This is a genomic window from Agromyces luteolus, assembly GCF_009729855.1.
Classification (GTDB): Bacteria; Actinomycetota; Actinomycetes; order Actinomycetales; family Microbacteriaceae; genus Agromyces; species Agromyces luteolus.
Genome location: NZ_WODA01000017.1, coordinates 162,931 through 184,669 on the forward strand (window position 1 = coordinate 162,931; position 21,739 = coordinate 184,669).

Annotated in this window: 20 protein-coding genes; 14 read left to right on the forward strand and 6 right to left on the reverse strand. The window is 73.4% G+C overall.

Annotated elements, in window-relative coordinates:
• Positions 1 to 26 precede the first annotated feature (26 nt).
• The 11 genes from GLX25_RS09485 (at position 27) to GLX25_RS09530 (ending at position 11,270) form a co-directional block, all read left to right on the forward strand.
• Complete coding sequence (locus GLX25_RS09485) at positions 27 to 1,541, forward strand: 2-hydroxymuconic semialdehyde dehydrogenase (RefSeq protein WP_155842242.1); 1,515 nt, start codon at positions 27 to 29, stop codon at positions 1,539 to 1,541.
• Positions 1,538 to 2,404, forward strand: a complete 867-nt coding sequence (locus GLX25_RS09490; RefSeq protein ID WP_276499298.1) for a 2-keto-4-pentenoate hydratase — start codon at positions 1,538 to 1,540, stop codon at positions 2,402 to 2,404. Before GLX25_RS09485 ends, GLX25_RS09490 begins: the two co-directional genes overlap by 4 nt.
• Entirely contained in the window at positions 2,401 to 3,330 is a 930-nt protein-coding gene (locus GLX25_RS09495) for an acetaldehyde dehydrogenase (acetylating) (protein ID WP_155842243.1), read from the forward strand. Before GLX25_RS09490 ends, GLX25_RS09495 begins: the two co-directional genes overlap by 4 nt.
• Positions 3,327 to 4,379 carry a 4-hydroxy-2-oxovalerate aldolase gene (gene dmpG / locus GLX25_RS09500; RefSeq protein WP_155842244.1) on the forward strand — a complete coding sequence of 351 codons (1,053 nt, stop codon included), beginning with the start codon at positions 3,327 to 3,329 and terminating at the stop codon, positions 4,377 to 4,379. The genes GLX25_RS09495 and dmpG overlap by 4 nt, the downstream gene beginning before the upstream one ends.
• Positions 4,376 to 5,203 (forward strand): 2-keto-4-pentenoate hydratase, encoded by an 828-nt coding sequence (locus tag GLX25_RS18365; RefSeq protein ID WP_166548657.1) that lies wholly within the window; start codon positions 4,376 to 4,378, stop codon positions 5,201 to 5,203. The genes dmpG and GLX25_RS18365 overlap by 4 nt, the downstream gene beginning before the upstream one ends.
• Positions 5,200 to 6,195, forward strand: a complete 996-nt coding sequence (locus GLX25_RS18525) for a 3-hydroxyanthranilate 3,4-dioxygenase (protein ID WP_205719855.1) — start codon at positions 5,200 to 5,202, stop codon at positions 6,193 to 6,195. The genes GLX25_RS18365 and GLX25_RS18525 overlap by 4 nt, the downstream gene beginning before the upstream one ends.
• A gap of 4 nt (positions 6,196 to 6,199) precedes the next feature.
• Complete coding sequence (locus GLX25_RS09510; RefSeq protein WP_166548658.1) at positions 6,200 to 7,225, forward strand: amidohydrolase family protein; 1,026 nt, start codon at positions 6,200 to 6,202, stop codon at positions 7,223 to 7,225.
• The gene (gene kynU / locus GLX25_RS09515; RefSeq protein ID WP_155842246.1) at positions 7,222 to 8,517 is read left to right on the forward strand and encodes a kynureninase; all 1,296 of its coding nucleotides are present in this window, start codon (positions 7,222 to 7,224) and stop codon (positions 8,515 to 8,517) included. The genes GLX25_RS09510 and kynU overlap by 4 nt, the downstream gene beginning before the upstream one ends.
• An 83-nt stretch (positions 8,518 to 8,600) precedes the next feature.
• Positions 8,601 to 10,154 carry a PucR family transcriptional regulator gene (locus tag GLX25_RS09520; protein WP_155842247.1) on the forward strand — a complete coding sequence of 518 codons (1,554 nt, stop codon included), beginning with the start codon at positions 8,601 to 8,603 and terminating at the stop codon, positions 10,152 to 10,154.
• 82 nt (positions 10,155 to 10,236) lie between these two features.
• Entirely contained in the window at positions 10,237 to 10,422 is a 186-nt protein-coding gene (locus GLX25_RS09525) for a DUF1918 domain-containing protein (RefSeq protein WP_155050358.1), read from the forward strand.
• A gap of 80 nt (positions 10,423 to 10,502) precedes the next feature.
• On the forward strand, positions 10,503 to 11,270 hold the full coding sequence (locus tag GLX25_RS09530; protein WP_155842248.1) for an SGNH/GDSL hydrolase family protein: 768 nt from the start codon (positions 10,503 to 10,505) through the stop codon (positions 11,268 to 11,270).
• A gap of 119 nt (positions 11,271 to 11,389) precedes the next feature.
• Here the strand turns inward: GLX25_RS09530 and GLX25_RS09535 are convergent, their stop codons facing one another.
• Entirely contained in the window at positions 11,390 to 11,884 is a 495-nt protein-coding gene (locus GLX25_RS09535) for an FBP domain-containing protein (protein ID WP_155842249.1), read from the reverse strand.
• Positions 11,885 to 12,163: 279 nt separating this feature from the next.
• Positions 12,164 to 13,513, reverse strand: a complete 1,350-nt coding sequence (locus GLX25_RS09540; protein WP_155842250.1) for an aminotransferase class V-fold PLP-dependent enzyme — start codon at positions 13,511 to 13,513, stop codon at positions 12,164 to 12,166.
• Between the two features lie 308 nt (positions 13,514 to 13,821).
• On the opposite strand from GLX25_RS09540, the gene GLX25_RS09545 reads away from it, so the two are divergent.
• Positions 13,822 to 15,426, forward strand: coding sequence for a stealth family protein (locus GLX25_RS09545; RefSeq protein WP_271192626.1), 1,605 nt, complete (start codon positions 13,822 to 13,824; stop codon positions 15,424 to 15,426).
• 28 nt (positions 15,427 to 15,454) lie between these two features.
• Here the strand turns inward: GLX25_RS09545 and GLX25_RS09550 are convergent, their stop codons facing one another.
• The 3 genes from GLX25_RS09550 to GLX25_RS09560 all read right to left on the reverse strand — a co-directional run bounded on the left by GLX25_RS09550 (position 15,455) and on the right by GLX25_RS09560 (position 18,102).
• Positions 15,455 to 16,453, reverse strand: a complete 999-nt coding sequence (locus GLX25_RS09550) for a phosphodiesterase (RefSeq protein ID WP_166548659.1) — start codon at positions 16,451 to 16,453, stop codon at positions 15,455 to 15,457.
• A 131-nt stretch (positions 16,454 to 16,584) separates the two neighbouring features.
• Positions 16,585 to 17,160: a hypothetical protein gene (locus GLX25_RS09555; RefSeq protein ID WP_155842252.1), complete on the reverse strand. Its 576-nt coding sequence runs from the start codon at positions 17,158 to 17,160 to the stop codon at positions 16,585 to 16,587.
• Between the two features lie 120 nt (positions 17,161 to 17,280).
• On the reverse strand, positions 17,281 to 18,102 hold the full coding sequence (locus tag GLX25_RS09560) for a universal stress protein (protein ID WP_166548660.1): 822 nt from the start codon (positions 18,100 to 18,102) through the stop codon (positions 17,281 to 17,283).
• A gap of 106 nt (positions 18,103 to 18,208) precedes the next feature.
• Here GLX25_RS09560 and GLX25_RS09565 point away from each other — a divergent pair, with 106 nt between their 5' ends.
• Complete coding sequence (locus GLX25_RS09565) at positions 18,209 to 19,927, forward strand: GAF domain-containing sensor histidine kinase (RefSeq protein ID WP_155842254.1); 1,719 nt, start codon at positions 18,209 to 18,211, stop codon at positions 19,925 to 19,927.
• The gene (locus GLX25_RS09570) at positions 19,924 to 20,565 is read left to right on the forward strand and encodes a response regulator transcription factor (protein WP_155842255.1); all 642 of its coding nucleotides are present in this window, start codon (positions 19,924 to 19,926) and stop codon (positions 20,563 to 20,565) included. Before GLX25_RS09565 ends, GLX25_RS09570 begins: the two co-directional genes overlap by 4 nt.
• 74 nt (positions 20,566 to 20,639) lie before the next feature.
• Here the strand turns inward: GLX25_RS09570 and rhaS are convergent, their stop codons facing one another.
• Positions 20,640 to 21,686: a rhamnose ABC transporter substrate-binding protein gene (gene rhaS, locus GLX25_RS09575; RefSeq protein WP_155842256.1), complete on the reverse strand. Its 1,047-nt coding sequence runs from the start codon at positions 21,684 to 21,686 to the stop codon at positions 20,640 to 20,642.
• Positions 21,687 to 21,739 lie beyond the last annotated feature (53 nt).

Sequence of the window (21,739 nt, forward strand, 5' to 3'; positions counted from 1 at the left end):
TCGTTCGCGCTTCCTAGCCTGAACGCATGCCCTCCCCGACGACGCCGGCACCGATCACGGCCCCTCTCCCGACGCGGAGCTCGACCCCGCGCGAGCTCCGCAACGTGATCGGCGGCGAGTTCGTCGACGGGGTGGGCACCTTCGAGAAGATCGACCCGGTCGACGGCACGCTCGTCGCCGTGGTCCACGAGGCCGGGCCGCGGGAGGTCGACCGCGCGGTCGCCGCCGCGCGTGCGGCGCTCGAGGGCCCGTGGGGTCGCATGCCCGTCGCCGAGCGCGCCAGGCTGCTCCGCCGGGTCGCCGACGTCGTCGAACGCCGCAGCGAGGAGCTCGTGGCCGCCGAGGTCGGCGACACCGGCAAGCCCGAGACTCTCGCCCGCGACCTCGACGTCGCACGCGCGGCGGCGAACTTCCGCTCCTTCGCGGACACGGCCTCGGCCGCCGGCCTCGACTCGTACCTCACCGAACTGCCCGACGGTCGCCGAGCGCTCAACTACGCGGTCCGCGCCCCCCTCGGCGTGGTCGCGGTGATCGTGCCCTGGAACCTCCCCCTGCTGCTGCTCACCTGGAAGCTCGCGCCCGCGCTCGCCTCCGGCAACACCGTCGTGGTGAAGCCGTCGGAGGAGACGCCGTCGTCGGCCACGCTGCTCGCCGAGATCCTCGCCGAGGCCGGGATCCCCGACGGGGTCGTCAACGTCGTGCACGGATTCGGACCGGGCTCGGCCGGCGAGCACCTCACGACCCACCCCGGCATCGACGGCGTGACCTTCACGGGCGAGTCGAGCACGGGCTCGGCGATCATGCGCGCGGTCGCACCCCGCGTCCGCCCCGTCTCGTTCGAGCTCGGCGGCAAGAACCCCGCGATCGTGTTCGCGGACGCCGACCTCGAAGCGGCGATCGCCGGGCTCGCCCGCTCGACCTACCTCAACACGGGCCAAGTGTGCCTCTGCACCGAGCGCATCTACGTCGAGCGCGCCGTGTTCGACGAGGTCGCGAACGGCCTCGCCGCGCACGCCCGCCGACTGCGGCTCGGCCGCCCCGAGGATCCCGCGACCACGACCGGCCCGCTCATCTCGGCCGCGCACCGCGACAAGGTGCTCTCGTACTACGACCTCGCGATCCGCGAGGGTGCCGAACTCCTGGCCGGCGGCGGCGTCCCCACGCTCGGCGACGGCCTCGACGCCGGCTCGTGGATCGAGCCGACGCTCTGGACCGGCCTCGACAACGCGAACCGCACGGTGCGCGAGGAGATCTTCGGTCCGGCGGCGGTCGTCATGCCGTTCGACACCGAGGAGGAAGCGATCGCGCTCGCCAACGACACCGACTACGGGCTCGCCGCGGTCACCTGGACCACCGACCTCGCGCGCGGCCACCGGGTCGCCCAGCGCCTGCGGGTCGGCATGTCGTGGGTGAACACGTGGTACCTGCGCGACCTCCGCAGCCCGTTCGGCGGCGTCGGACTGTCCGGCATCGGCCGCGAGGGCGGCCTGCACTCGCTCGCGTTCTACACCGAGCCGACGAACGTGTGCGTGCAGCTGTGAGCGCGACGACGACCCCGAGGCGAGGCGCGGCGGCGGCCGCCGCCGCCGATCCGGTCCACGCGGCCGAGTCGCTGCTCCACGCCGCCGCGTGCGCGCGGATCCCCTGCGCGCCGGTCCGGGACCTCATCGGCGACGACGACCAGGAGGCCGCCTACGCGGTCCAGTCCCTCGGCATCGCCCGCCGGGTCGCCGAGGGCGCTCGCATCGTGGGGCGGAAGATCGGACTGACCTCACCGGCGGTCCAGGCGCAGTTCGGCGTCGCCACGCCCGACTACGGGGTGCTCCTCGACGACATGGTCGCCGACGACCGCGAACCGCTCGACCTCGACCGATTCCTGCAACCGCGCGTCGAGGCCGAGGTGGCGTTCGTCCTCGGGCGCGACCTCGACTCGCCGACCACGCACGTCGCCGACGTGATCCGGGCCACCGAGTTCGTGCTTCCCGCCATCGAGGTCGTCGACTCGCGGATCGCGGGGTGGGACATCCGCATCACCGACACGATCGCCGACAACGCCTCGAGCGGCGCGGTCGTGCTCGGGACGACCCCGCGGCGCCTCGACGGGCTCGACCTCGCCGGCGTCGGCATGCGCCTCGACCACGCCGGCGGGCCGGTCTCGACGGGTGCCGGCTCGGCGTGCCTCGGCAGCCCGGTCATCGCCGTGGCCTGGCTCGCACGGGCGGTCGCCCGGCACGGCCGCCCGCTCCGCGCGGGCGAGGTCGTCCTCTCGGGCGCGCTCGGCCCGATGGTCGACGCGACCCAGGGGGTCTTCCACGCGCGGCTCGACGGGCTCGGCCAGGTTCGCACGGAGTTCACCGGGCACGCGGCGACGACCGCCGCCGCCACGACAGGAGGAGCAGCATGACGACGGCGGTCGCGATCATCGGCTCGGGCAACATCGGCACCGACCTCATGGTCAAGGTCAAGCGACTCTCGGAGACCCTCCGCGTGGTCGCCATGGCGGGCATCGATCCAGGCTCGGACGGGCTCGCCCGTGCGCGCCGCCTCGGCATCGCGACGACCCACGAAGGCGTCGACGGGCTCGTCCGCCTGCCGGAGTTCGCCGACGTCGAGCTCGTCTTCGACGCGACCTCCGCCGCCGCGCACGCGCGCAACGACGCCGTGGTCCGCGATCTCGGACGGCTCGTGGTCGACCTCACGCCCGCCGCGATCGGTCCGTACGTCGTCCCGGTCGTGAACCTCGGCGAGCACCTCGACGCATCGAACGTCAACATGGTCACCTGCGGCGGCCAGGCGACGGTCCCGATGGTCGCCGCCGTCTCCCGGGTCGCCCCGGTCGCCTACGCCGAGATCGTCGCGTCGATCGCGTCGAAGTCGGCAGGCCCGGGGACCCGGGCCAACATCGACGAGTTCACGCAGACCACCGCGCGCGCCATCGAGGCGATCGGGGGCGCGGAGCGCGGCAAGGCGATCATCGTCCTGAACCCCGCCGACCCGCCGCTCATCATGCGCGACACCGTCTACTGCCTCGTCGCTGACGAGGTCGACGAGGCGGCGGTGCGGCGCTCCGTCGAGGCGATCGTCGCGGACGTGCAGGACTACGTCGGCGGCTACCGGCTGAAGCAGGACGTGCAGTTCGATCCCGTCGACGAGCCGTACGTGCCGGCCCTCGGCCGGGGGTTCCGGGGAACCCGGATCACGATCATGCTCGAGGTGGCGGGCGCGGGCCACTACCTCCCCGAGTACGCGGGGAACCTCGACATCATGACCTCGGCGGCACTGCGCACCGCCGAACGCCTCATCGCCGAACGGACGGGGGTGCCGGCATGACCGGGACGACACCGCGGGTGTACCTCCAGGACGTCACCCTGCGCGACGGCATGCACGCCATCGCGCACCGCTACACGGTCGACGAGGTGCGCGCGATCGCGTCGGCGCTGGAGGCGGCCGGCGTCGACGCGATCGAGGTCGCGCACGGCGATGGACTCGGCGGCTCGAGCGTCGCGTACGGGCATGGCGCCCGCACCGACGAGCAGTGGATCGAGGCCGCAGCTTCGGTGCTGCGGCGAGCGCGGCTGACCACGCTGATCCTCCCCGGCATCGGCACGATCGACGACCTCGCGCGGGCGCGCGACCTCGGGGTGACCAGCGTGCGCGTCGCGACCCATTGCACCGAGGCGGACGTCGCCGCGCAGCACATCGGCTGGGCCAAGGACCAGGGCATGGATGTCTCGGGGTTCCTGATGATGAGCCACCTGAACGACCCGCGCGGGCTCGCCGAGCAGGCGCGGCTCATGGAGTCGTTCGGCGCGGACTGCGTCTACGTCACCGACTCGGGCGGGCGCCTCACGATGCGCGACGTCGCCGATCGCATCGACGCCTACCGCGAGGTGCTGGACCCCGCGACCGAGATCGGCATCCACGCGCACGAGAACCTGTCGCTCAGCGTGGCGAACAGCGTGACTGCGGTCGAGCACGGCGCAGTCCGGGTGGATGCGTCGCTCGCGGGCCAGGGCGCCGGAGCCGGCAACTGCCCGATCGAGGCGTTCGTCGCGGTCGCCGACCTGCTCGGCTGGTCGCACGGCGGCGAGCTCTTCGCGCTGCAGGATGCCGCCGAGGAACTCGTCCGCCCACTGCAGCGCCGCCCCGTGCGCGTGGACCGCGAGACGCTCACGCTCGGCTACGCGGGCGTGTACTCGAGCTTCCTGCTGCACGCCGAGCGCGCGGCGGAACGCCACGGCCTCGATGCCCGCGACATCCTCGTCGAGCTCGGGCGGCGTCGCATGATCGGCGGCCAGGAGGACATGATCGTCGACGTCGCACTCGACCTCGTCGCCGCGCGCGACGAGGTCGTCGGAGCCGAGGAGGGCGCCGCATGAGCACGAACGCCGCCGCCGTGGCATCCGTCGACCCCTCGACCGACCCGGTCGGGATCGAGGGGCTCGCCCGCGCGCTCGACCGCGCGGAGCGGCGCAGCACGCCGATCGCGCAGTTCTCCGTCGAGCGCCCGCTCGACCTCGACAGCGCCTACGCCGTCCAGCGGGCCCTCATCGCCCGGCGAGCCGCCCGCGGCGAGCACGTCGTCGGACTGAAGCTCGGGTTCACGAGCCGCGAGAAGGCGCGGCAGATGGGCGTCGACGACGTCATCATCGGTGCGCTCACCGACGCGATGCGCGTCGACGACGGATGCCGCGTCCCGGACGACCGCGGCATCCACCCGCGCGTCGAACCCGAGGTCGCCTACCTGCTCGGGCCGTCGATCGCCGACCCGGGCGCCGACCCGTCCACCGCGATCGTGGCAGTGGCCCCGGCACTGGAGGTCATCGACTCGCGGTACCGGGACTTCCGGTTCGACCTCGGCGACGTGATCGCCGACGACGCCTCGGCCTCGGCGTTCGCCGTCGGGTCGTGGCGCGCCGCCGACGAGGTGGGCCCGCTGGAGAACCGGGCGGTCGTCCTCGAGCTCGACGGCCGCGCCGCGGCGACCGGATCGACGGCGGCCATCCTCGGCGACCCGGTGCGCGCCGTGGCGGCCGCGAAGCGGCTCGCCCGCGAGCACGGCCTCGAACTCCGGGGCGGCATGGTGCTCCTCGCGGGCGCGGCCACTGCCGCGGTGCCCCTGCCCTCGAGCGGCAGCGTCGCCGCCGAGGCGAGCGGACTCGGGCGCGTCGTCGTCCACGTCGGCGAGGAGGAGCCGCGATGACCGTCGAGGCGATCACCGTGCGCGGCGGAGCGACGCCGCGCGGCCGCTTCCCGCACGCCAGGCGAGCGGGCGAGCTCGTGTTCGTGTCGGGCACGAGCAGCCGCCGACCCGACAACACCATCGCCGGTGCCGAGGCCGACGAGTTCGGTGCGACCCGGCTCGACATCGCGGTCCAGACCCGGGCGGTCCTCGAGAACATCCGCGCCATCCTCGCCGAAGCGGGGTGCACGCTCGACGACCTCGTCCAGGCGACCGCCTACCTCGTCGACATGAACGACTTCGCCGGGTACAACGCCGCCTGGGCGGAGTACTTCGACGAGACGGGTCCGGCCCGGACGACGGTCGCGGTGCACGCACTGCCGCACCCGCACCTGCGGATCGAGATCCAGGCCGTCGCGCTCGCCCGGACGAGCACCAGCCCCGAGACCAGCTCCAGCCCCCTTCACCACCATCTCCGAGGAGGAACCGTGACCACCATCCCACCCGTCGTCGACTTCGCCGCCTGGATCCGCGAGCACGAGCACCTGCTGAAGCCGCCGGTGAACAACAAGCAGGCCTGGGAGCCGATCGGCGACTTCATCGTGCAGGTCGTCGGCGGCCCGAACCAGCGCACCGACTACCATTTCGACCCCTACGAGGAGTGGTTCTACCAGTACCGCGGGAACATGCACGTCAACGTCATGACCGAGGACGGCCCGCAGCGGATCGACATCCGCGAGGGCGAGATGTGGCTGCTGCCCGGCAACGTCTACCACTCGCCGCAGCGACCGGAGGCCGGATCGATCGGCATCGTGATCGAACGCATCCGCGAGGAGGGCACCCTCGAGAAGTTCGCCTGGTTCTGCCCGAACTGCGACACGAAGGTGCACGAGGTCGAGCTTCAGGTGCGCGACATCGTCGAGGACCTCCCCCCGGTGTTCCGCGACTTCTACGAGAGCGAAGAGGGCCGCACGTGCCCGAAGTGCGGCGCCGTCCACCCCGGCAAGGGCTGACCGGGTGGGCTCGATCGACGTCCACACGCACTTCGTGCCGCGGAGCTGGCCCGACCTGAACGACCGGGTCGGGCCGGGCGACTGGCCGTCGCTGCGCGTGGACTCCGAACGGGAGGCGATGATCCTCGTCGGCTCCACCGAGTTCCGTCGGATCGAGGCGACCTGCTGGGACGCCCGCGCCCGGCTGGAGGACATGGATCGCGACGGGGTCGACATCCAGGTCGTCTCGCCGACGCCCGTGTTCTTCTCGTACGACCAGCCCGGCGACCGGGCGGCCCGCGTCGCGCGCATCTTCAACGACCTCGCGCTCGAGGTCTGCGCGCCGACGCCCGACCGGTTGATCCCGTTCGCCCAGGTGCCCCTGCAGGACACGGATGCCGCGTGCGCCGAGATCGATCGCGCGATCGCATCGGGGCACCGCGGCATCGAGATCGGCAACCACGTCGGCGACCGCGACCTCGACGACGAGGGCATCGTCACGGTGCTCCAGCACTGCGCCGCGATCGGCGTGCCTGTGTTCGTGCACCCGTGGGACATGCCCGATTCGCCGAGGCTCGAACGGTGGATGGCGCGCTGGCTCACCGGCATGCCGGCCGAGACGCACCTGTCGATCATCGCGATGATCCTCGGCGGGGTGTTCGACCGCGTCCCGCCCTCGCTGCGGATCGCCTTCGCGCACGGCGGCGGCTCGTTCGCGTTCTGGCTCGGCCGGTTCGAGAACGCGTGGCACCGACGACCCGATGTCGTCGGCGTCAGCGACCTGCCGCCCTCCGGGTACCTGGATCGCTTCAGCGTCGACTCCGTCGTCTTCGACCCGGCCGCGCTCCACCTGCTCGTGGACACGCTCGGTGCCTCGCAGGTGATGCTCGGCAGCGACTACCCGTATCCGCTCGGCGAGCGGCCGGTCGGCAGCGTCGTCGAGCGTTCCGAACGGCTCGACGACGACCAGCGTGCTGCGATCCTGCACGAGAACGCCCGGCGCTTCCTGGCGCTCAGCCCGACCACGACCCGAGAGGCGGTTCCATCATGATCCAGCTGAGCGATGCGGCATCCGACCTGGCATCCGACCGGCGAACGCTCGACCGCGCGACCTGCGAGGGCTTCGACGCCGCCGATCCGCTGGCGTCCTTCCGTGATCGCTTCGACCTGCCGGACGGCGTCGTCTACCTCGACGGCAACTCCCTCGGCGCGCTCCCCCGGGCGACCCGGGCGCACGTGGATCGGGTCATCGCCGAGGAGTGGGGCGTCGGACTCATCCGGAGCTGGAACGATGCCGGATGGTTCGCGAAGCCGCAGGCCGTCGGCGACCGCATCGCTCCGCTCATCGGGGCGGGGCCCGGCGAAGTGGTGCTCGGCGACTCGACGTCGGCCAGCCTGTTCCAGGTGGTCACCGCGGCGGCCCGGCTGCGCCCCGACCGGCGCGTCATCGTGGCCGAGCGGGGCAGCTTCCCGACCGACCTGTACGTGATCGAGAGCGTCCAGGCGACGGTGGGCGGCGCCGAGCCGCTCGACCGCAGGCTCGTGCACGACGACGGGCCGACCCTCGACGACGTGCTCGACGACGACGTCGCGGTGGTCGTACTGACGCACGTCGACTACCGCACCGGCCGGATGCACGACCTCGCCGAGGTGACGGCCCGCGTGCACGCCGCGGGCGCGATCATGGTGTGGGACCTCTGCCACAGCGTCGGGGCCGTGCCCGTCGACCTGGGCGCGGCCGGCGCGGACTTCGCGGTCGGGTGCACCTACAAGTACCTCAACGGCGGCCCGGGTTCGCCGTCGTTCATGTGGGCGGCCTCGCGCCACCACGAGGCGGCGCGGCCGGCGCTCACCGGGTGGCACGGGCACGCCAGGCCGTTCGAGTTCGAGGTCGGGTACGACCCGGTCCCGGGGATCGGCCGGTTCCGGGTCGGCACGCCGCAACTGCTCTCGCTGTCGGCGCTCGAGGCGAGCCTCGACGTCTGGGACGACGTCGACATGGCGCTGGTGCGCGAGAAGAGCCTCCGCCTCACCGAGCTGTTCATCTCGCTCGTCGACCGGCGACTCGCGCACTGGGATGTCGAGGTCGTGACCCCGCGCCGCTCCTCGTTCCGCGGAAGCCAGGTGGCCCTCCGCCACGCGGACGGCTACGCCGTCATGCAGGCGCTCATCGAGCGCGGCGTCATCGGCGACTTCCGCGCACCGGACCTCATGCGATTCGGGTTCACGCCGCTGTACGTGTCGCACGCGGACGTGTGGGACGCGGTCGACGTGCTCCACGACGTCCTGTCGAGCGAGGTGTGGCGCGACCCGCGCTTCGCGCGTCGCGGCGCCGTCACCTGAGGCGTTCCCGAACCACCGGGCTGTACACTCGGCGCTGAATGTTCGACTCGTCGTACATTCAGAACCGATGCGAGGAGCACCCGATGAAGCCCACCGTGCGCACCCTGCTCGCCCGCGACGACCTCGCGCTCACCCTGCTGACCGACGAGGCCTCGCTCCCCGGCACCGCGCTCGACGCGCCCGTGCCCTGGGTGCACAACTCCGACCTCGACGACCCGGCCCCGTTCATCGAGCCCGGGCAGGTGCTGCTCACGACCGGAACGCAGTTCGGCGCCGACGCCGGCAGCGACGATCCGGCGGGCTTCGACGCGTACGTCGCCCGCCTCGCAGGCGCCGGGATCTCGGCACTCGGCTTCGGCACGGAGGTGGTGCGCGCCGGCACGCCCGCGCTCCTGGTCGAGGCGTGCGCGAAGCACGGCGTGCCGCTCTTCGAGGTCCCGTACCGCACGCCGTTCATCCGCGTCGCGCGCACGATCGCCGAGCTGAACGCCGCCGACGCGAACGCCCGGCAGGCATGGGCGCTCCAGGCGCAGCGCGCGATCTCGCTCGCCGCGCTCCGCCCCGACGGCCTCGGCGCGACGCTCGGCGAACTGAGCAACCGCCTCGGCACGTGGGTCGGGCTGGTGGATGCCGCGGGCGCCCTCGACCGCGAGGCCCCCGTCGGCGGCCTCGGCCAGCCCGCGCTCGGCGAGGTCGTCGGCGAGGCCCGATCGATGCTCCGCCGCGGGCAGCGCGCGAGCCGCACGCTCGAGGCCGGCGCGTCGGTCGGCAGGCCGCAGCGGATGACCCTGCAGACGCTCGGCGCCGGAGGCGCGCTGCGCGGCGTGCTCGCCATCGGCGACTCCCCCGAGCTCGATCAGGCGGGTCGCGAGGTCGTGACCGCGGTCATCGCGCTCGCCGGGCTCGCGCTCGAGCAGAACCGCGACCTCGACCGGGCGCGAGGGCACCTGCGCTCGGGCCTGCTGCGTTCCATGCTCGCGGGCGACGTCGAGCTCGCGGCCGAGGTCTCCGCCGAGATGTGGGGCCCGATGCCCGCCGACCCCGTGCGCGTCGCGGTGGCCGACCTGCCGCCGGACCACGCCGACCGCCTCGCGGAGTTCCTCGAGTTGCGCGTCGACGACCGCGGCGGGCGGCTGTTCTTCGGCCGCGACGGCGAATCGGTCGTCGTCGTCTGCGAGGACGCCGACCGCGACGTCGCCGACGAGCTCGCAGGAGAGTTCGACGTCCCCGTCGGCGTCTCGGACGCGGCATCCGTCACCGAACTCGCGCGGCTGCACGAGCAGGCGCTGCGCGCCGTCGAGCGCGCCCGCGAGACCTCGCCGGGGGTCGTCTGGTTCGACGACATCAGCAGGCAGGGCGTGCTCGCGTTCCTCGCGCGCACCGACGCGCGCGCGGTCGCCCGCGCGACGCTCGAGCCGCTCATCGAGTACGACCGCGAGCAGGGCACGACGCTCCTCGAGACCACGCGCACGTGGCTCGAGCACGGCGGGCAGTTCGACGCGACCGCGCAGGAGCTCGGCGTGCACCGGCACACCGTGCGCAGCCGGATCGCGCTGGCGGAGAAGCTCCTCGGCCGCGACCTCTCGGGCTTCCACGCGCGCGCCGACCTCTGGGCGGCGCTCCTCGCGACGGAGTGACGACACCGGGCACTGCGGGCCGGAGGCCCTACCGGGCGCGCAGGCGTCGGCGTACCCTGACGGGAGGACGAGGAGGTTCGCGATGCAGGCGACGGTCGGTGATCGGCTGGTCATCCACGGCAAGCAGGTGGGCAGCGCCGAGAAGCACGGCGAGGTCCTCGAGGTGCGCGGGTCCGACGGCGGTCCGCCCTACCTCGTGCGCTTCGACGACGGGCACGAGGCGCTGCTCTATCCGGGCGCCGACTGCGAGCTCGAGCACGCGCACTGACGCGGTCCCGCGGTGCGCGGCAGCGACGCCGACGCGCCCGGCGGGCCGGTCGACGGATGCCTCGCGATAGCGTGGAGGACATGTTCCACTCGTACGCGGCGATCGGCGACAGCTTCACCGAGGGCGTCGGTGACGAACTGCCCGACGGCGTCTCCCGGGGCTGGGCCGACTTCGTCGCGCTCGGACTCGCGAAGGCCGCCGCACCGGAGCCCGTGCGCTACGCCAACCTCGCGATCCGGGGCCGCAAGCTCGGCCCGATCATCGACGAGCAGCTCGCGGCGGCCATCGCGCTCGGGCCCGAGATCATCAGCTTCAACGGCGGCGGCAACGACATGCTGCGCCCGCGCATGCCGGAGGAGGTCGTCGCCGATCGATTCCGGCTGGCCATCCACCGCATCCGCGACGCGGGGATCCACGTGCTGATGCTGAGCGGCGCGAACCCCACCGACCACCTCCCGCTCGGCCGCGTGTTCGACGCGCGCGGCTCGCGCCTCACGGCCGCGCTGCAGGACCTGGCGCAGCTCGACGGGGTGACGTTCGTCGACAACTTCGGCGATCGGACGCTCCGCGACATCCGCTATTGGTCGGCCGACAAGCTGCACCTCAACTCGCTCGGGCACGCGAAGGTCGCCTCGAACGTGCTCACCGCGCTCGGCGTGCCCGTGCCCGAGGAGTGGGGCGTCGCCGAGGTCGCCGCCGCCCCGGCCGGGAAGAAGAGCCGCAACACCGCGACGTACTACCGCGAGTACGTGCTGCCGTGGATCGGCCGGCGCCTCACGGGCCGCTCGTCGGGCGACGGCCGCACGGCGAAGCGCCCGACGCTCGAGCCCGTCGCGCTCGACGCCTGACCGCCCACCCCCGCCCCGGTCCTCGTGCATGAGATTCCGTCCGACGGCGCCCCGTCGAGCGGTCAGCCTCGGATTCTCATGCACGCCTGGCGTGGAGAGTTCGGATGCCTCGGTGCCGTTCAGTCGGCGAGCACGCCCTCGACGAACGCGCGCGTGCGCCGCGCGAGGCCGTCGATGCGCGCCCACGCGTGCGAGCCGCTGCGCACCTCGGCGGGCGCGAGCGGTGCGTGCAGGCGGACGTTCTCCTGGCACGACAGGTCGCTGCAGACGTAGGTGCCGACCGTGCTCCCGTTCCGGCCGGCCTCGCCCGCGCGGCGCGCCGAGAACATCGTCACCTGGTTCGCGGGCTGCTGCGTGTGGCAGAGGTTGCACATGCTCGCGCGGAACCGCGACGCGGGCGGGTCGGCCGCGCGCAGCACGATCCCGACGGGCTCGTCGTCGATGAGCGTCACGAGGTAGCCGCGTCGGCCGGCCTTGCGATCGCGCCAGGCGAGCGCGTCGACGCGCTCCCAGTCGACCAGCAGGTACTCCAGCGGCAGCTCGAGCTCCGCGAGTTCCCGATCGGTCGCGTTCACGAACGACGACCGGAGTTCGTCTTCGCTGAGCGGACGCATCCGACCCCCCTTCGACCCGAACCAGTGTAGGCGCGTCGGCGGATGCCGCGGCCGCCACGGGTATGCATGAGAATCGGCTCCTCGACATTTGCGCAGCCGCTGTCCCGCGGATTCTCATGCACCGGCAAGGCCCGCGAGCGCCGGCACGGCGCGCGAGCGCCGGCACGGCGCGCGAGCGCGAGCGCGAATGAGAATCCGGGCCTTGCCGCCTGTCCGGGCGCTGTGCGGCGGATTCTCGTGCATGGGCAGAGCGTGCGAGGGCTGCCGCATCCGATCCGGTCAGGCGAAGGTCGGTCGCGGACGGTCGTCGGTCCGCGGACACCATCCGGCGGGCGTCCGGTCGTAGGCGAAGGCCGGGCCGTCGGCCACGAGCCGGGCGAGGGCGGCCAGGAACCGGTCGACGTCGTCGGCCGACGACCCCGCGCCGAGGCTCACCCGGAGCCCGTTCGCCCGGGTCGCGAGCCGGTCGAAGAACGGGTGCGCGCAGAAGCGTCCTGCGCGCACCGAGATCCCGTGCTCGGCGGCGAGCGCGGCGGCGACGAGGCCGACCGATCCGCGCTCGAGCTCGAAGGTCGCGATCCCGAGCCGGTCGTCGAGGTCGTCGAAGCCGCGCAGCACGCGAATTCCGGGCACCGCGGCGAGGCCCTCGTGCAGGCGAGCGGCGAGCGCGTCCTCGTGGGCACGGCGGGCGTCGTCGCCGAGCCGCTCGAGCTCGACGAGGGCACGAGCGAGGGCGGCCACCCCGACCACGTTCGGCGTGCCGGCCTCGTGCCGTTCGGGCCCCGTCTTCCACGAGGCTGCGTCGACCGTCACCGCCTCGACCGCTCCGCCGCCGGCGAGGTGCGCGGGCGCCGCGTCGAGCCAGTCGGCGCGGCCCACGAGCGCGCCGGCGCCGAAGGGCGCGTACGCCTTGTGGCCCGAGAAGGCGAGGAAGTCGATACCGGATGCCTCGAGGTCGACGCGTCGGTGCGGCAGCAGCTGCGCGGCATCCACCGCCAGTCGCGCGCCGTGCGCGTGCGCGAGGTCGGAGAGCACGTCGAGCGGCAGCACCTCGCCCGTGAGGTTCGATGCGCCCGTCACCGACAGCAGCGCGGCCGGTCGGCGGGCGAGCTCGGCGCCGAGCGCGTCGAGCGTCGCGGCGAACGCAGGGCGCGCGACGAGGACGCGCCGCCCGCGACGCTCCCACGGCAGCAGGTTGGCGTGGTGCTCGATGTCGAGCACCACGGTCTCCCCGGGCACGGCGCCGGCGAGCAGGTTCAGCGCGTCCGTCGTGTTGCGCGTGAAGACCACGTCATCGTCGAGCCGGGCGCCGACGTGCCGCGCGACGCTCACGCGTGCGTCCTCGAGCAGGGCCGTCGACGCCTGCGACGCGTAGCCGGTGCCGCGGTGCACGCTCGCGTAGTACGGCAGCACGGCGGTGACATGCGCCGCGACCGCGGCGAACGCGGGGGCGGATGCCGCGACGTCGAGGTTCACGTGCCGGACCCGGCCGCCGCCGAGCACCGGCACCTCGAGGCCGGCGTCGACGAGCGCGGCGAGCGGGCCGGGGCCGCCGGTCGCGCCCGCGGAGCCGGGCGCGCCCGACGCGGCGGGTGCGGCAGCGGGCACGGTGGTCGCGGTGCTGGTCATGACGCCTCCTGGCTGGCGGGTGCGTCGAGGCTACGGAAGCCCGGTGCGGCGCCTCAACGGCGTCCCGTCACCGTGCGTCACGACGCGACACGCGGCGCAACACGGTCGCGTCGTCGAGCGCCGCGAGCGCCCGCTCGCGCGGTCGTACGATTGACCCATCCGGCGCGCTCGCGCCATCCGCCCACCGAACCGGAGCACCCCACGACGTGACGAACGAGCCCGACCAGCCCCGCGACGACCGCACCCCGATCGAGGGCGACGCCTTCCACCGGCGCGTGCCCGACGGTCGCGGCCTGCAGCTCAGCGGGGTGCCCGAGCTCGTGCTCGTCGAACCCGACGCCCAGCACGCCCGCTTCGACCGCGACGACCTCGTGGTGCGCCGCGGCCAGTTCGCGCTGCGGAACGGGCACGCGACCCCGCACGAGTCGATGGTCGAGGACCTGCTCGACGTGGCATCCGCCCTCGATGAGGCCCGCGTCGACTACCTGCTGGTGCGCCGCGACGGCGGCAGGCCGGTCATCGCCGTCGACCGTCGCGACCGCAAGCGCGTGGTCCGCTCGCTCGCGAGCGCCTTCGCGAACGAGCCGTTCTACTCGGCGACGCTCGTGCCCGAGACCGCGCCCGACGCGCCCGACGTGCTCGTCGCCGACGGCGAGCTGTCTACGAAGCGCAAGCCGCTCGCCGTGCGCCTCTACCGTCCGCGGATCGAGCCGGTCGGGCGTCTCCGCTACGGCGCGGAGTCCGCCGTCCAACTCGAGTTCTGGCGCTTCGGCGACGACGTCATCGAGGCGCCCATCGAGAACGCGCTCATGCGCCGCACCCTCCCGCGCGGCGAGGCGGTCGAGGAGACGGTGCACCTGCACGGCCGCGACTGGCGCACGCTCGAGCACATGTGGCAGCCGCTCGCGAGCGACGTCGACTTCGAGATCGACATGGTCTTCTCGTGGGTCGACGGCTCCGACGTCGAGTTCCTCCGCGAGCGCGCGCGCCGCATGCAGACCTACGTCGTGGGCGAGGGCGACGACTCCGAGGCGCGCTACCGGCAGATCGACGAGCTGAAGTACGCGCTGCGGTCGGTCTACCTCTTCGCGCCCTGGGTGCGCCGCATCTTCATCTGCACCGATTCGCGCCCGCCGGCATGGCTCGCGAAGCACCCGAAGGTCACGGTCGTACGCGCCGAGGACATGTTCGCCGACACCGGCGTGCTGCCGACGTACAACTCCCACGCGGTCGAGAGCCAGCTGCACCGCATCCCGGGCATCGCCGAGCACTTCCTGTACTCGAACGACGACATGTTCTTCGGCCGGCCGGTCTCGCCCGACCTGTTCTTCTCGCCAGGCGGCGTGACGAAGTTCGTCGAGGCGGGCACGCGCATCGGCCTCGGCGAGTCCGACCCGAGCCGCTCGGGCTTCGAGAACGCGGCGCGCGTGAACCGCGCTCTGCTGCACGAGCGGTTCGGCAAGGTGACCACGCGCCACCTCGAGCACTGCGCCGCACCGCTCCGCCGGAGCGTCATGGCCGAGCTCGAGGCGACCTTCCCCGACGAGTTCCGCCGCACCGCGGCGAGCCGCTTCCGCTCGGCGACCGACATCTCGGTGACCAACTCGCTGTACCACTACTTCGCACTGCTCACGGGCCGCGCGGTCGTGCAGACCGACGCGAAGGTCAAGTACATCGAGACCACGCTGCAGCGCGCCCTGCCCGCGATGAAGCGCCTGCTGAAGCGCCGCGACATGGACATGTTCTGCCTGAACGACGGCAGCTTCCCCGAGATCTCGGTCGAGGAGCGCACCGAGGCCGTCATCGACTTCCTCGAGCGCTACTTCCCGTTCGCCGCGCCGTGGGAGAAGCCCGAGGCGGATGCCGCGGCGCGCGCCGCCGGGACGGACGAGCGCCCGAGCCTCACCGCCTGATCGGACCGCCGCCTGATCGGACCGCCGGCTACGGACGGAGCCGCGACGGACGGAGCGCGAGCGTCGACGGCGGAACCACGACGTGCACGCGCTCGGCATCGGTGGGCGCCGTGCCGGATGCCGCGGCCGGTGCCGGCGCCGCGACGGCGTCCCGGATCACGATGCCGTCGGCCGCGAGGCGGCGGGCCGACTCCTCCGCGTCGATGACGTCGAGCGCCGCGTGGTCGCCGAGCGGCACGACCGAGTGGAGCACGGTCGTCGGGTAGACGTGCACGAGGTTGAACGCGCGGGCCCCGTCCCATCCGCGCGTGCCGCCCGTCGGAACCGTGAGGTCCTGCGTGTAGCAGCTCGCCGACGCGACCGAGACGGGGATGCCGGCGAACGTCGCGGTCGACGAGTAGTGCAGGTGCCCCGCGATGATCGAGCGGATGTCGCTGCCCGCGACGACCTCGGCCAGGGCGGACTGGTCGCGGAGCTCGACCGAGACCGCGAGGTCGAGCACGCTCGGAACCGGCGGGTGGTGCAGCGCGAGGATCGTGCCGTGCGGCGCGGGGATCGCGAGTTCCTCCGCCAGCCAGTCGAGCTGCTCCCCCGAGAGCTCGCCGTGGTGCCGGCCGGGCACGGTCGAGTCGAGCGTGATCACGCGGAGGCCGTTCACGTCGTCGACGCGGTCGACCGGGCGCTGCCCGCCGATGCCGTCGCCGAGCAGGCCGCGCCGGAAGGCGTCGCGCTCGTCGTGGTTGCCCATGACCCAGATGACGCGCGTGCCGAGCCGGGCGGCGACCGGGTCGACGATGCGCCGGATGAGCTCGTACGCCTCGGGCTCGCCCCGGTCGGCGAGGTCGCCGGTGAACACGATCGCGTCCGGTCGTCCGCCGGACGCCTCGAACTGCTCGAAGAGCTCCCGCAGGTGCCGGTCGGCCGCGACGCGGTCGTAGAGCCGGCCGCCTCCGGCGAGCAGGTGCGTGTCGCTGACGTGGAGGAGGAAGTGCGACGGCCGAGGGTGCTCGGCCTGTCGGGTGCTCACGTGGGCTCCGATCGTTGCGGGGTACGTCCGGGTGGACACGACGCTAGCGCACCACACCGATCCGAACGTCCGGTGACGGCGGAGTGTGACGGAGCTGAACGCGCACGGCGCGGCGCGCGCGACCGGCGGGCTCAGTCCTTCGTCTTGTCGGGGCGGTTGGTCGCGCCGGGCGGATCCGGACGGCCGTTCCCGTTCGACTCCTCCTTCGGCTCCGGGTCGGTCGTCGGCTCCGGGTCGATCGCCGGGTCGTCGACCGGGTCGTTCGCCGGGTCGTCGACGGGCGCGGTCGGACCGGGCGTCGCCGAGGAGGTCGGCGGCGCGGTCGTCGGCGTCGGCGATCCGGACACGGGGCTGGGCATGACGAACCCGGACCCGGGTCGGGGCCGCTCCCCGTCATCGACCGAGCCGCTGCGCTCGGCGACGGGGGGCTGCGCGATGACGGCCGCCGTCGCGGTGAACGCCGCGCCCGAGACGACGAGCGCACCGACGACGAGCACGAGCAGGCGGTGCGCGGAGACCCACGGCAGCACCGGTCCCGCGCGGAACCGCGCGAGCGTGCCGGAGACGACCGCGAGCGCCGCCGCGGTCCCGGCGCCGACGGCCGCGACGGCCCGGCTCAGGGGGCCCGTGGACCCGGCCGGAGGGGCCGCGTGTCGGCCGCGCCGGCCCGTACCCTGGCCCGCCTCGGGGTCTTGCATGCCGTCCATCGCCTCGTCCGTCGTTCCGTCGCAGTGCAGCAGCATACCCGCGGAACGGCCCGGTCACCTCCCGAACGGGGGGTCTTGACGTGAGCGAGCGGATGCGGCATCCGCTCGCCGGCGCACCGGTCAGGCGACCGCCCAGCCGACGAGGTACGCCTCGACCGCGACCTGCGGCACGACGACGACCGGCCCGGCGAGGTTCATGAGGAGGTCGGAGTTCGTGCGGCCGAGCGGCAGGAACCCGCGGCTCGCGACCCGGCGCCCGGTGACCGTGAGCACGGCGCGGCGCGACACCGCGATGAGCGCCTCGGCGGCGTCCCCGCCCATGCTGCGGACATCGACCTGGGCGTCGGGCGCGTGCTCGCCGACGAGCTCGGCCGCCCGCTCGAGCGCCCGCTCGTGCACCTCGTCGCCGTCCGCCGCGCGGAGGAGGACGATCGGCTCCCCCAGCCGGCCGGCCTCCTCCGCGGCGAAGCGGACGGCGTCGTCGCTGTCCGGTCCCTCGGAGACGCCGACCGCCACGCCCGAGCGCCCCCGCCACGACGTGACCGGCACGACCGCGCTCGGCGATGCGGCGACCGCGGCGAGCTGCAGGCTGCGCGAGCCCATCGCGCGGCCGTGGAAGTACCCGACCTTGTGCGTTCCGACCACCACGAGGTCGGCATCGCGCGATGCCTCCGCGAGGGTCAGGATGGGGCTCCCGACCGCGACGACGCCCCGGACCTCGACCTCGGGCGCGGCCCGCCGGGCGACGTCGACCTCCCGCTCGGCACGATCCTCCGCGGTCGCGCGGAGTTCGACGAGGGCCGACCCTCCGAGGCTGCCCCACCCGTCGTCGACGACGGTGACGAGGACGAGCGCGTCGCCGGTGCGCTGCGCACGCCGCGCCGCCCACTCGACGGCGGCGCGGCTCGCGACACTCCCGTCGGCGCCGACCACGATCGTCATGGGACCAGCATCCGCGCCGGTGACCCCCGTACCGGGGCCTTTGGTCCCTCGCCCGGCCGCGACACGCCGGATGGTAGATTCGCAGCATCCGCCTGATGGAGGTGGCATGCCGCACCCCGCGCCGCTGTCGTTCCCCGAGGGTCCGCGATCCGAACTGGACCGCGCCCTCGCCGAACTCGTGGAGCGTGCGGGCGAGGTCATGCGCACGCAGGGCCGGCTTCGCGCCCTGCTCAACGCGACGCGGTCGGTGATCGGCGAGATCGAGCTCGACGAGGTGCTGCGGAGCATCGTGACGTCGGCCGTCGAGCTCGTCGACGCGGAGTACGGCGCGCTCGGGGTGCTCGCCCCGCAGGGCGGGCTGGAGGAGTTCGTCCACGTCGGGATGCCCGACGAGGCCGTCCAGCGGATCGGCCACCTCCCCGAGGGCCGCGGACTGCTCGGCGCGCTCATCGACCATCCCGACCCGATCCGCCTCGACGCCATCGCCGGGGACCCGCGTTCGGTCGGCTTCCCCGACGGCCACCCGCCGATGGGTGCCTTCCTCGGCGTGCCCGTGCGGGTCCGCGACGAGGTGTTCGGCAACCTCTACCTGACGAACCGGCGCGACGGCACGTTCAGCGACGAGGACGTCGAGCTCATCTCCGCGCTCGCGACGGCGGCCGGGCTGGCGATCGACAACGCGCGCCGATACGCCGAGGCGCGGACCCGCGAGGCGTGGGCCGCGGCATCCGCCCAGGTCGTCTCGGCCCTGCTCACCTCCTCGGTCGAGGGGTCGGCGGCCCTGCTCGCCGACGAGCTCGTCGACCGCGGCGCCGCCGATCGCGTCGCCATCCTCGTGGGCGACGACCGCACCTCGGTGCGCGTGCTCGAGGTGCGCGGCGAGGAGGCCGACGCCTGCCTCGCCGGCAGCGTGATCGACGCGGAACGGACGCTCGGCGCCGTGGTGCTCGAGGGGGGCGAGACGCGCGCGACCCCGGGCGGCCGCATCGAGCCGCCGGACGCGCTCGCGCTGCACCACGACGGATCCTGCGGGCCCGTGCTGTTCACGGCACTGCGGTCGGGCGGTGCTCCGCGCGCGGTGATCGCCGCCGCCCGCCAGCCGGGCGCGCCGCACTTCACCGCGGCCGAGATGCGCATCGCCGAAGACCTGGCCGACCGGGTCTCGCTCGCCCGCGAACTCGCCGCGGCCCGCGAGGCGCAGCAGCGCGGCCTCCTGCTCCAGGACCGGGCGCGCATCGCGCGCGACCTGCACGACCACGTGGTGCAGCAGCTGTACGGCGCCGGGCTCGACCTCGAGGCCGCGGCCGCGGACTCCCCCGGCGCGGTCGCCGAACGGCTCGGGTCGGCCGTCGAGGCGATCGACGAGGCGATCGCGCAGGTGCGGACGATCGTGTACGCCCTGACGCCGCAGGACGGCGGAGCGCCGACGCTGCGACACCGCGTGCTCGACCTCGCCGGCTCCGCGTCCCGCCACCTCCCCCAGCCCGTCGCGGTCTCGTTCGCCGGTCCGGTCGACCTGCTCTCCGAGGGTTCGCTCGCCGACGAGCTCGCGGCGTCGGTCCGCGAACTGCTCTCGAACGCCGTGAAGCACTCGGAGGCGACCTCCGTCGCCCTCACGATCGTCGCGGCCGACGCGCGTGTCACCGCCGAGGTGTCCGACGACGGCCGCGGCATCGGCGACACCGCCAGGCGGAGCGGACTCGAGAACCTCCGCATCCGCGCCGAGCGGCTCGGCGGCGCGTTCGACCTCCAGAGCAGCCCCGCGGGGACCCGAGCCCGGTGGACGGCCCCCATCACCGTCCCGGAAGGAGACCCGACGACATGACCCGCGTGTTCCTCGTCGACGACCACGAGATCGTGCGGCGCGGCGTCGCCCAGCTCCTCGACCGCGAGCACGACCTCGAGGTCGTCGGCGAGGCCGGCACCGTCGCCCAGGCGCTCGCGCGGATCGAGGCGACCAGCCCGGATGTCGCGATCCTCGACATGCGGCTGCCCGACGGCGACGGCATCGACCTCTGCCGGGAGCTGCGATCGCGGCATCCCGAGCTCGCGTGCCTGATCCTGACGGCGTACGACGACGACCAGGCCGCGATGTCCGCCGTGCTCGCCGGCGCCGCCGGGTACGTGCTGAAGAACGTGCGCGGCACGACCATCGTCGAGGACGTGCGGAAGGTGGCATCCGGCCGCTCGCTCATCGACCGCTCGATCGCGGCGCGCGTCTCGCACCAGGCGAAGGCCGACGAGCACGACGACCCGCGGTTCAGCGCGCTGAACCTGCGGGAGCGGCAGGTGCTCGCGCTCATCGCCGACGGCCTCACGAACCGGCAGATCGGCGAGGAGCTCGGCCTCGCGGAGAAGACCGTGAAGAACTACGTGTCGGGCCTGCTCTCCAAGCTCGGCTTCGAGCGGCGCACGCAGGCCGCGATCTACCAGATGGAGCGGCGCTCGCACGGCGACGCCTGACGGGCTGGAACGGAACATGCCGGACGGGCCCGGGGCGTTCGCCCCGGGCCCGTCCGCGTGCGTGCGGTGACTCCTTAGAAGTCGAAGTCGCCGATGTTGTCGGCGTCGAAGACGTAGGGGTCGCCGAGCAGGACGGTGCCGTCGGCGCCGACCTCGTAGGAGCCGAGCTTGCCGGCCTCGAACGTGTCGCCTTCCTCACCGGTGATCTCACCGGTGATCAGCGCCTGCGCCGCCCACGCGGCGAGGTAGCCCAGGTCGGCCGGGTTCCACAGCGCGAACGCGGTGACCGTGCCGTCCTCGACGTACTCGCGCATCTGGTTCGGGGTGCCGAGGCCGGTCAGGGCGACCTGGCCCTGGTACTCCGAGGTCGACAGGTAGCGGGCCGCGGCGGCGATGCCGACCGTGGTGGGCGAGATGATGCCCTTCAGCTCCGGGTAGGTCTGCAGCAGCGCCGCGGTCTTGTCGAACGAGGTCTGGTCGTCGTCGTCGCCGTACACGACCTCGACGAGCTCGATGTCGGGGTGGTTGGCGGCCAGCTCCTCCTCCATCATCTCGATCCACGCGTTCTGGTTCGTCGCGTTCGCCGACGCCGACAGGACCGCGATCTGGCCCTCGTCGCCGATCTGCTCCGCGATCAGGTCGACCTGGACCTTCGCGATGCCCTCCGCGGTGGCCTGGTTGATGAACAGGTCACGGCACTCCGGGTTGGTGTCCGAGTCGAACGTGACGACCTTGACCCCGGCGCTGGATGCCTCGTCCAGGGCGTCGCAGATCGCCTCCGGGTCGTTCGCCGAGACCACCAGGGCGCCCACGCCCTGCTGCGCCGCGGTCTGGATGAAGCTGACCTGCGACGTCGGTGACGCCTCCGACGGGCCGACCTCGGCGAAGGTGCCGCCGAACTCCTCGACCGCCTCCTCACCACCGGCCGACGAGGTGTCGAAGTACGGGTTGCCCAGGTTCTTCGGCAGGAACGTGACCGACAGGTTCGCATCACCGCCATCGCCGCCGTCACCCCCGCCATCGCCCCCGCCGGACGCACAGCCCGACAGGGCCAGGACCGTCGCGGCCGCCGCCGCCGTGATCGCCACGCCGAAACGGCGCGAACGCTGCATGGTGAACATCGTTGTTTCCTTCCTTGGTGCCGGTAACCGACTCTGTGTGATTCCAGGTGGAG

Coding starts and splice junctions, on each gene's coding strand:
- GLX25_RS18365 (WP_166548657.1), top strand. CDS start 4,376: ATGAGCACGAACGCCGCCGCCGTGGCATCCGTCGACCCCTCGACCGAC.
- GLX25_RS09530 (WP_155842248.1), top strand. CDS start 10,503: ATGTTCCACTCGTACGCGGCGATCGGCGACAGCTTCACCGAGGGCGTC.
- rhaS (WP_155842256.1), bottom strand. CDS start 21,686: ATGTTCACCATGCAGCGTTCGCGCCGTTTCGGCGTGGCGATCACGGCG.
- GLX25_RS09525 (WP_155050358.1), top strand. CDS start 10,237: ATGCAGGCGACGGTCGGTGATCGGCTGGTCATCCACGGCAAGCAGGTG.
- GLX25_RS09520 (WP_155842247.1), top strand. CDS start 8,601: ATGAAGCCCACCGTGCGCACCCTGCTCGCCCGCGACGACCTCGCGCTC.
- GLX25_RS18525 (WP_205719855.1), top strand. CDS start 5,200: ATGACCGTCGAGGCGATCACCGTGCGCGGCGGAGCGACGCCGCGCGGC.
- GLX25_RS09540 (WP_155842250.1), bottom strand. CDS start 13,513: ATGACCAGCACCGCGACCACCGTGCCCGCTGCCGCACCCGCCGCGTCG.
- GLX25_RS09555 (WP_155842252.1), bottom strand. CDS start 17,160: ATGGACGGCATGCAAGACCCCGAGGCGGGCCAGGGTACGGGCCGGCGC.
- GLX25_RS09570 (WP_155842255.1), top strand. CDS start 19,924: ATGACCCGCGTGTTCCTCGTCGACGACCACGAGATCGTGCGGCGCGGC.
- GLX25_RS09535 (WP_155842249.1), bottom strand. CDS start 11,884: ATGCGTCCGCTCAGCGAAGACGAACTCCGGTCGTCGTTCGTGAACGCG.
- GLX25_RS09495 (WP_155842243.1), top strand. CDS start 2,401: ATGACGACGGCGGTCGCGATCATCGGCTCGGGCAACATCGGCACCGAC.
- GLX25_RS09560 (WP_166548660.1), bottom strand. CDS start 18,102: ATGACGATCGTGGTCGGCGCCGACGGGAGTGTCGCGAGCCGCGCCGCC.
- GLX25_RS09565 (WP_155842254.1), top strand. CDS start 18,209: ATGCCGCACCCCGCGCCGCTGTCGTTCCCCGAGGGTCCGCGATCCGAA.
- dmpG (WP_155842244.1), top strand. CDS start 3,327: ATGACCGGGACGACACCGCGGGTGTACCTCCAGGACGTCACCCTGCGC.
- GLX25_RS09485 (WP_155842242.1), top strand. CDS start 27: ATGCCCTCCCCGACGACGCCGGCACCGATCACGGCCCCTCTCCCGACG.
- kynU (WP_155842246.1), top strand. CDS start 7,222: ATGATCCAGCTGAGCGATGCGGCATCCGACCTGGCATCCGACCGGCGA.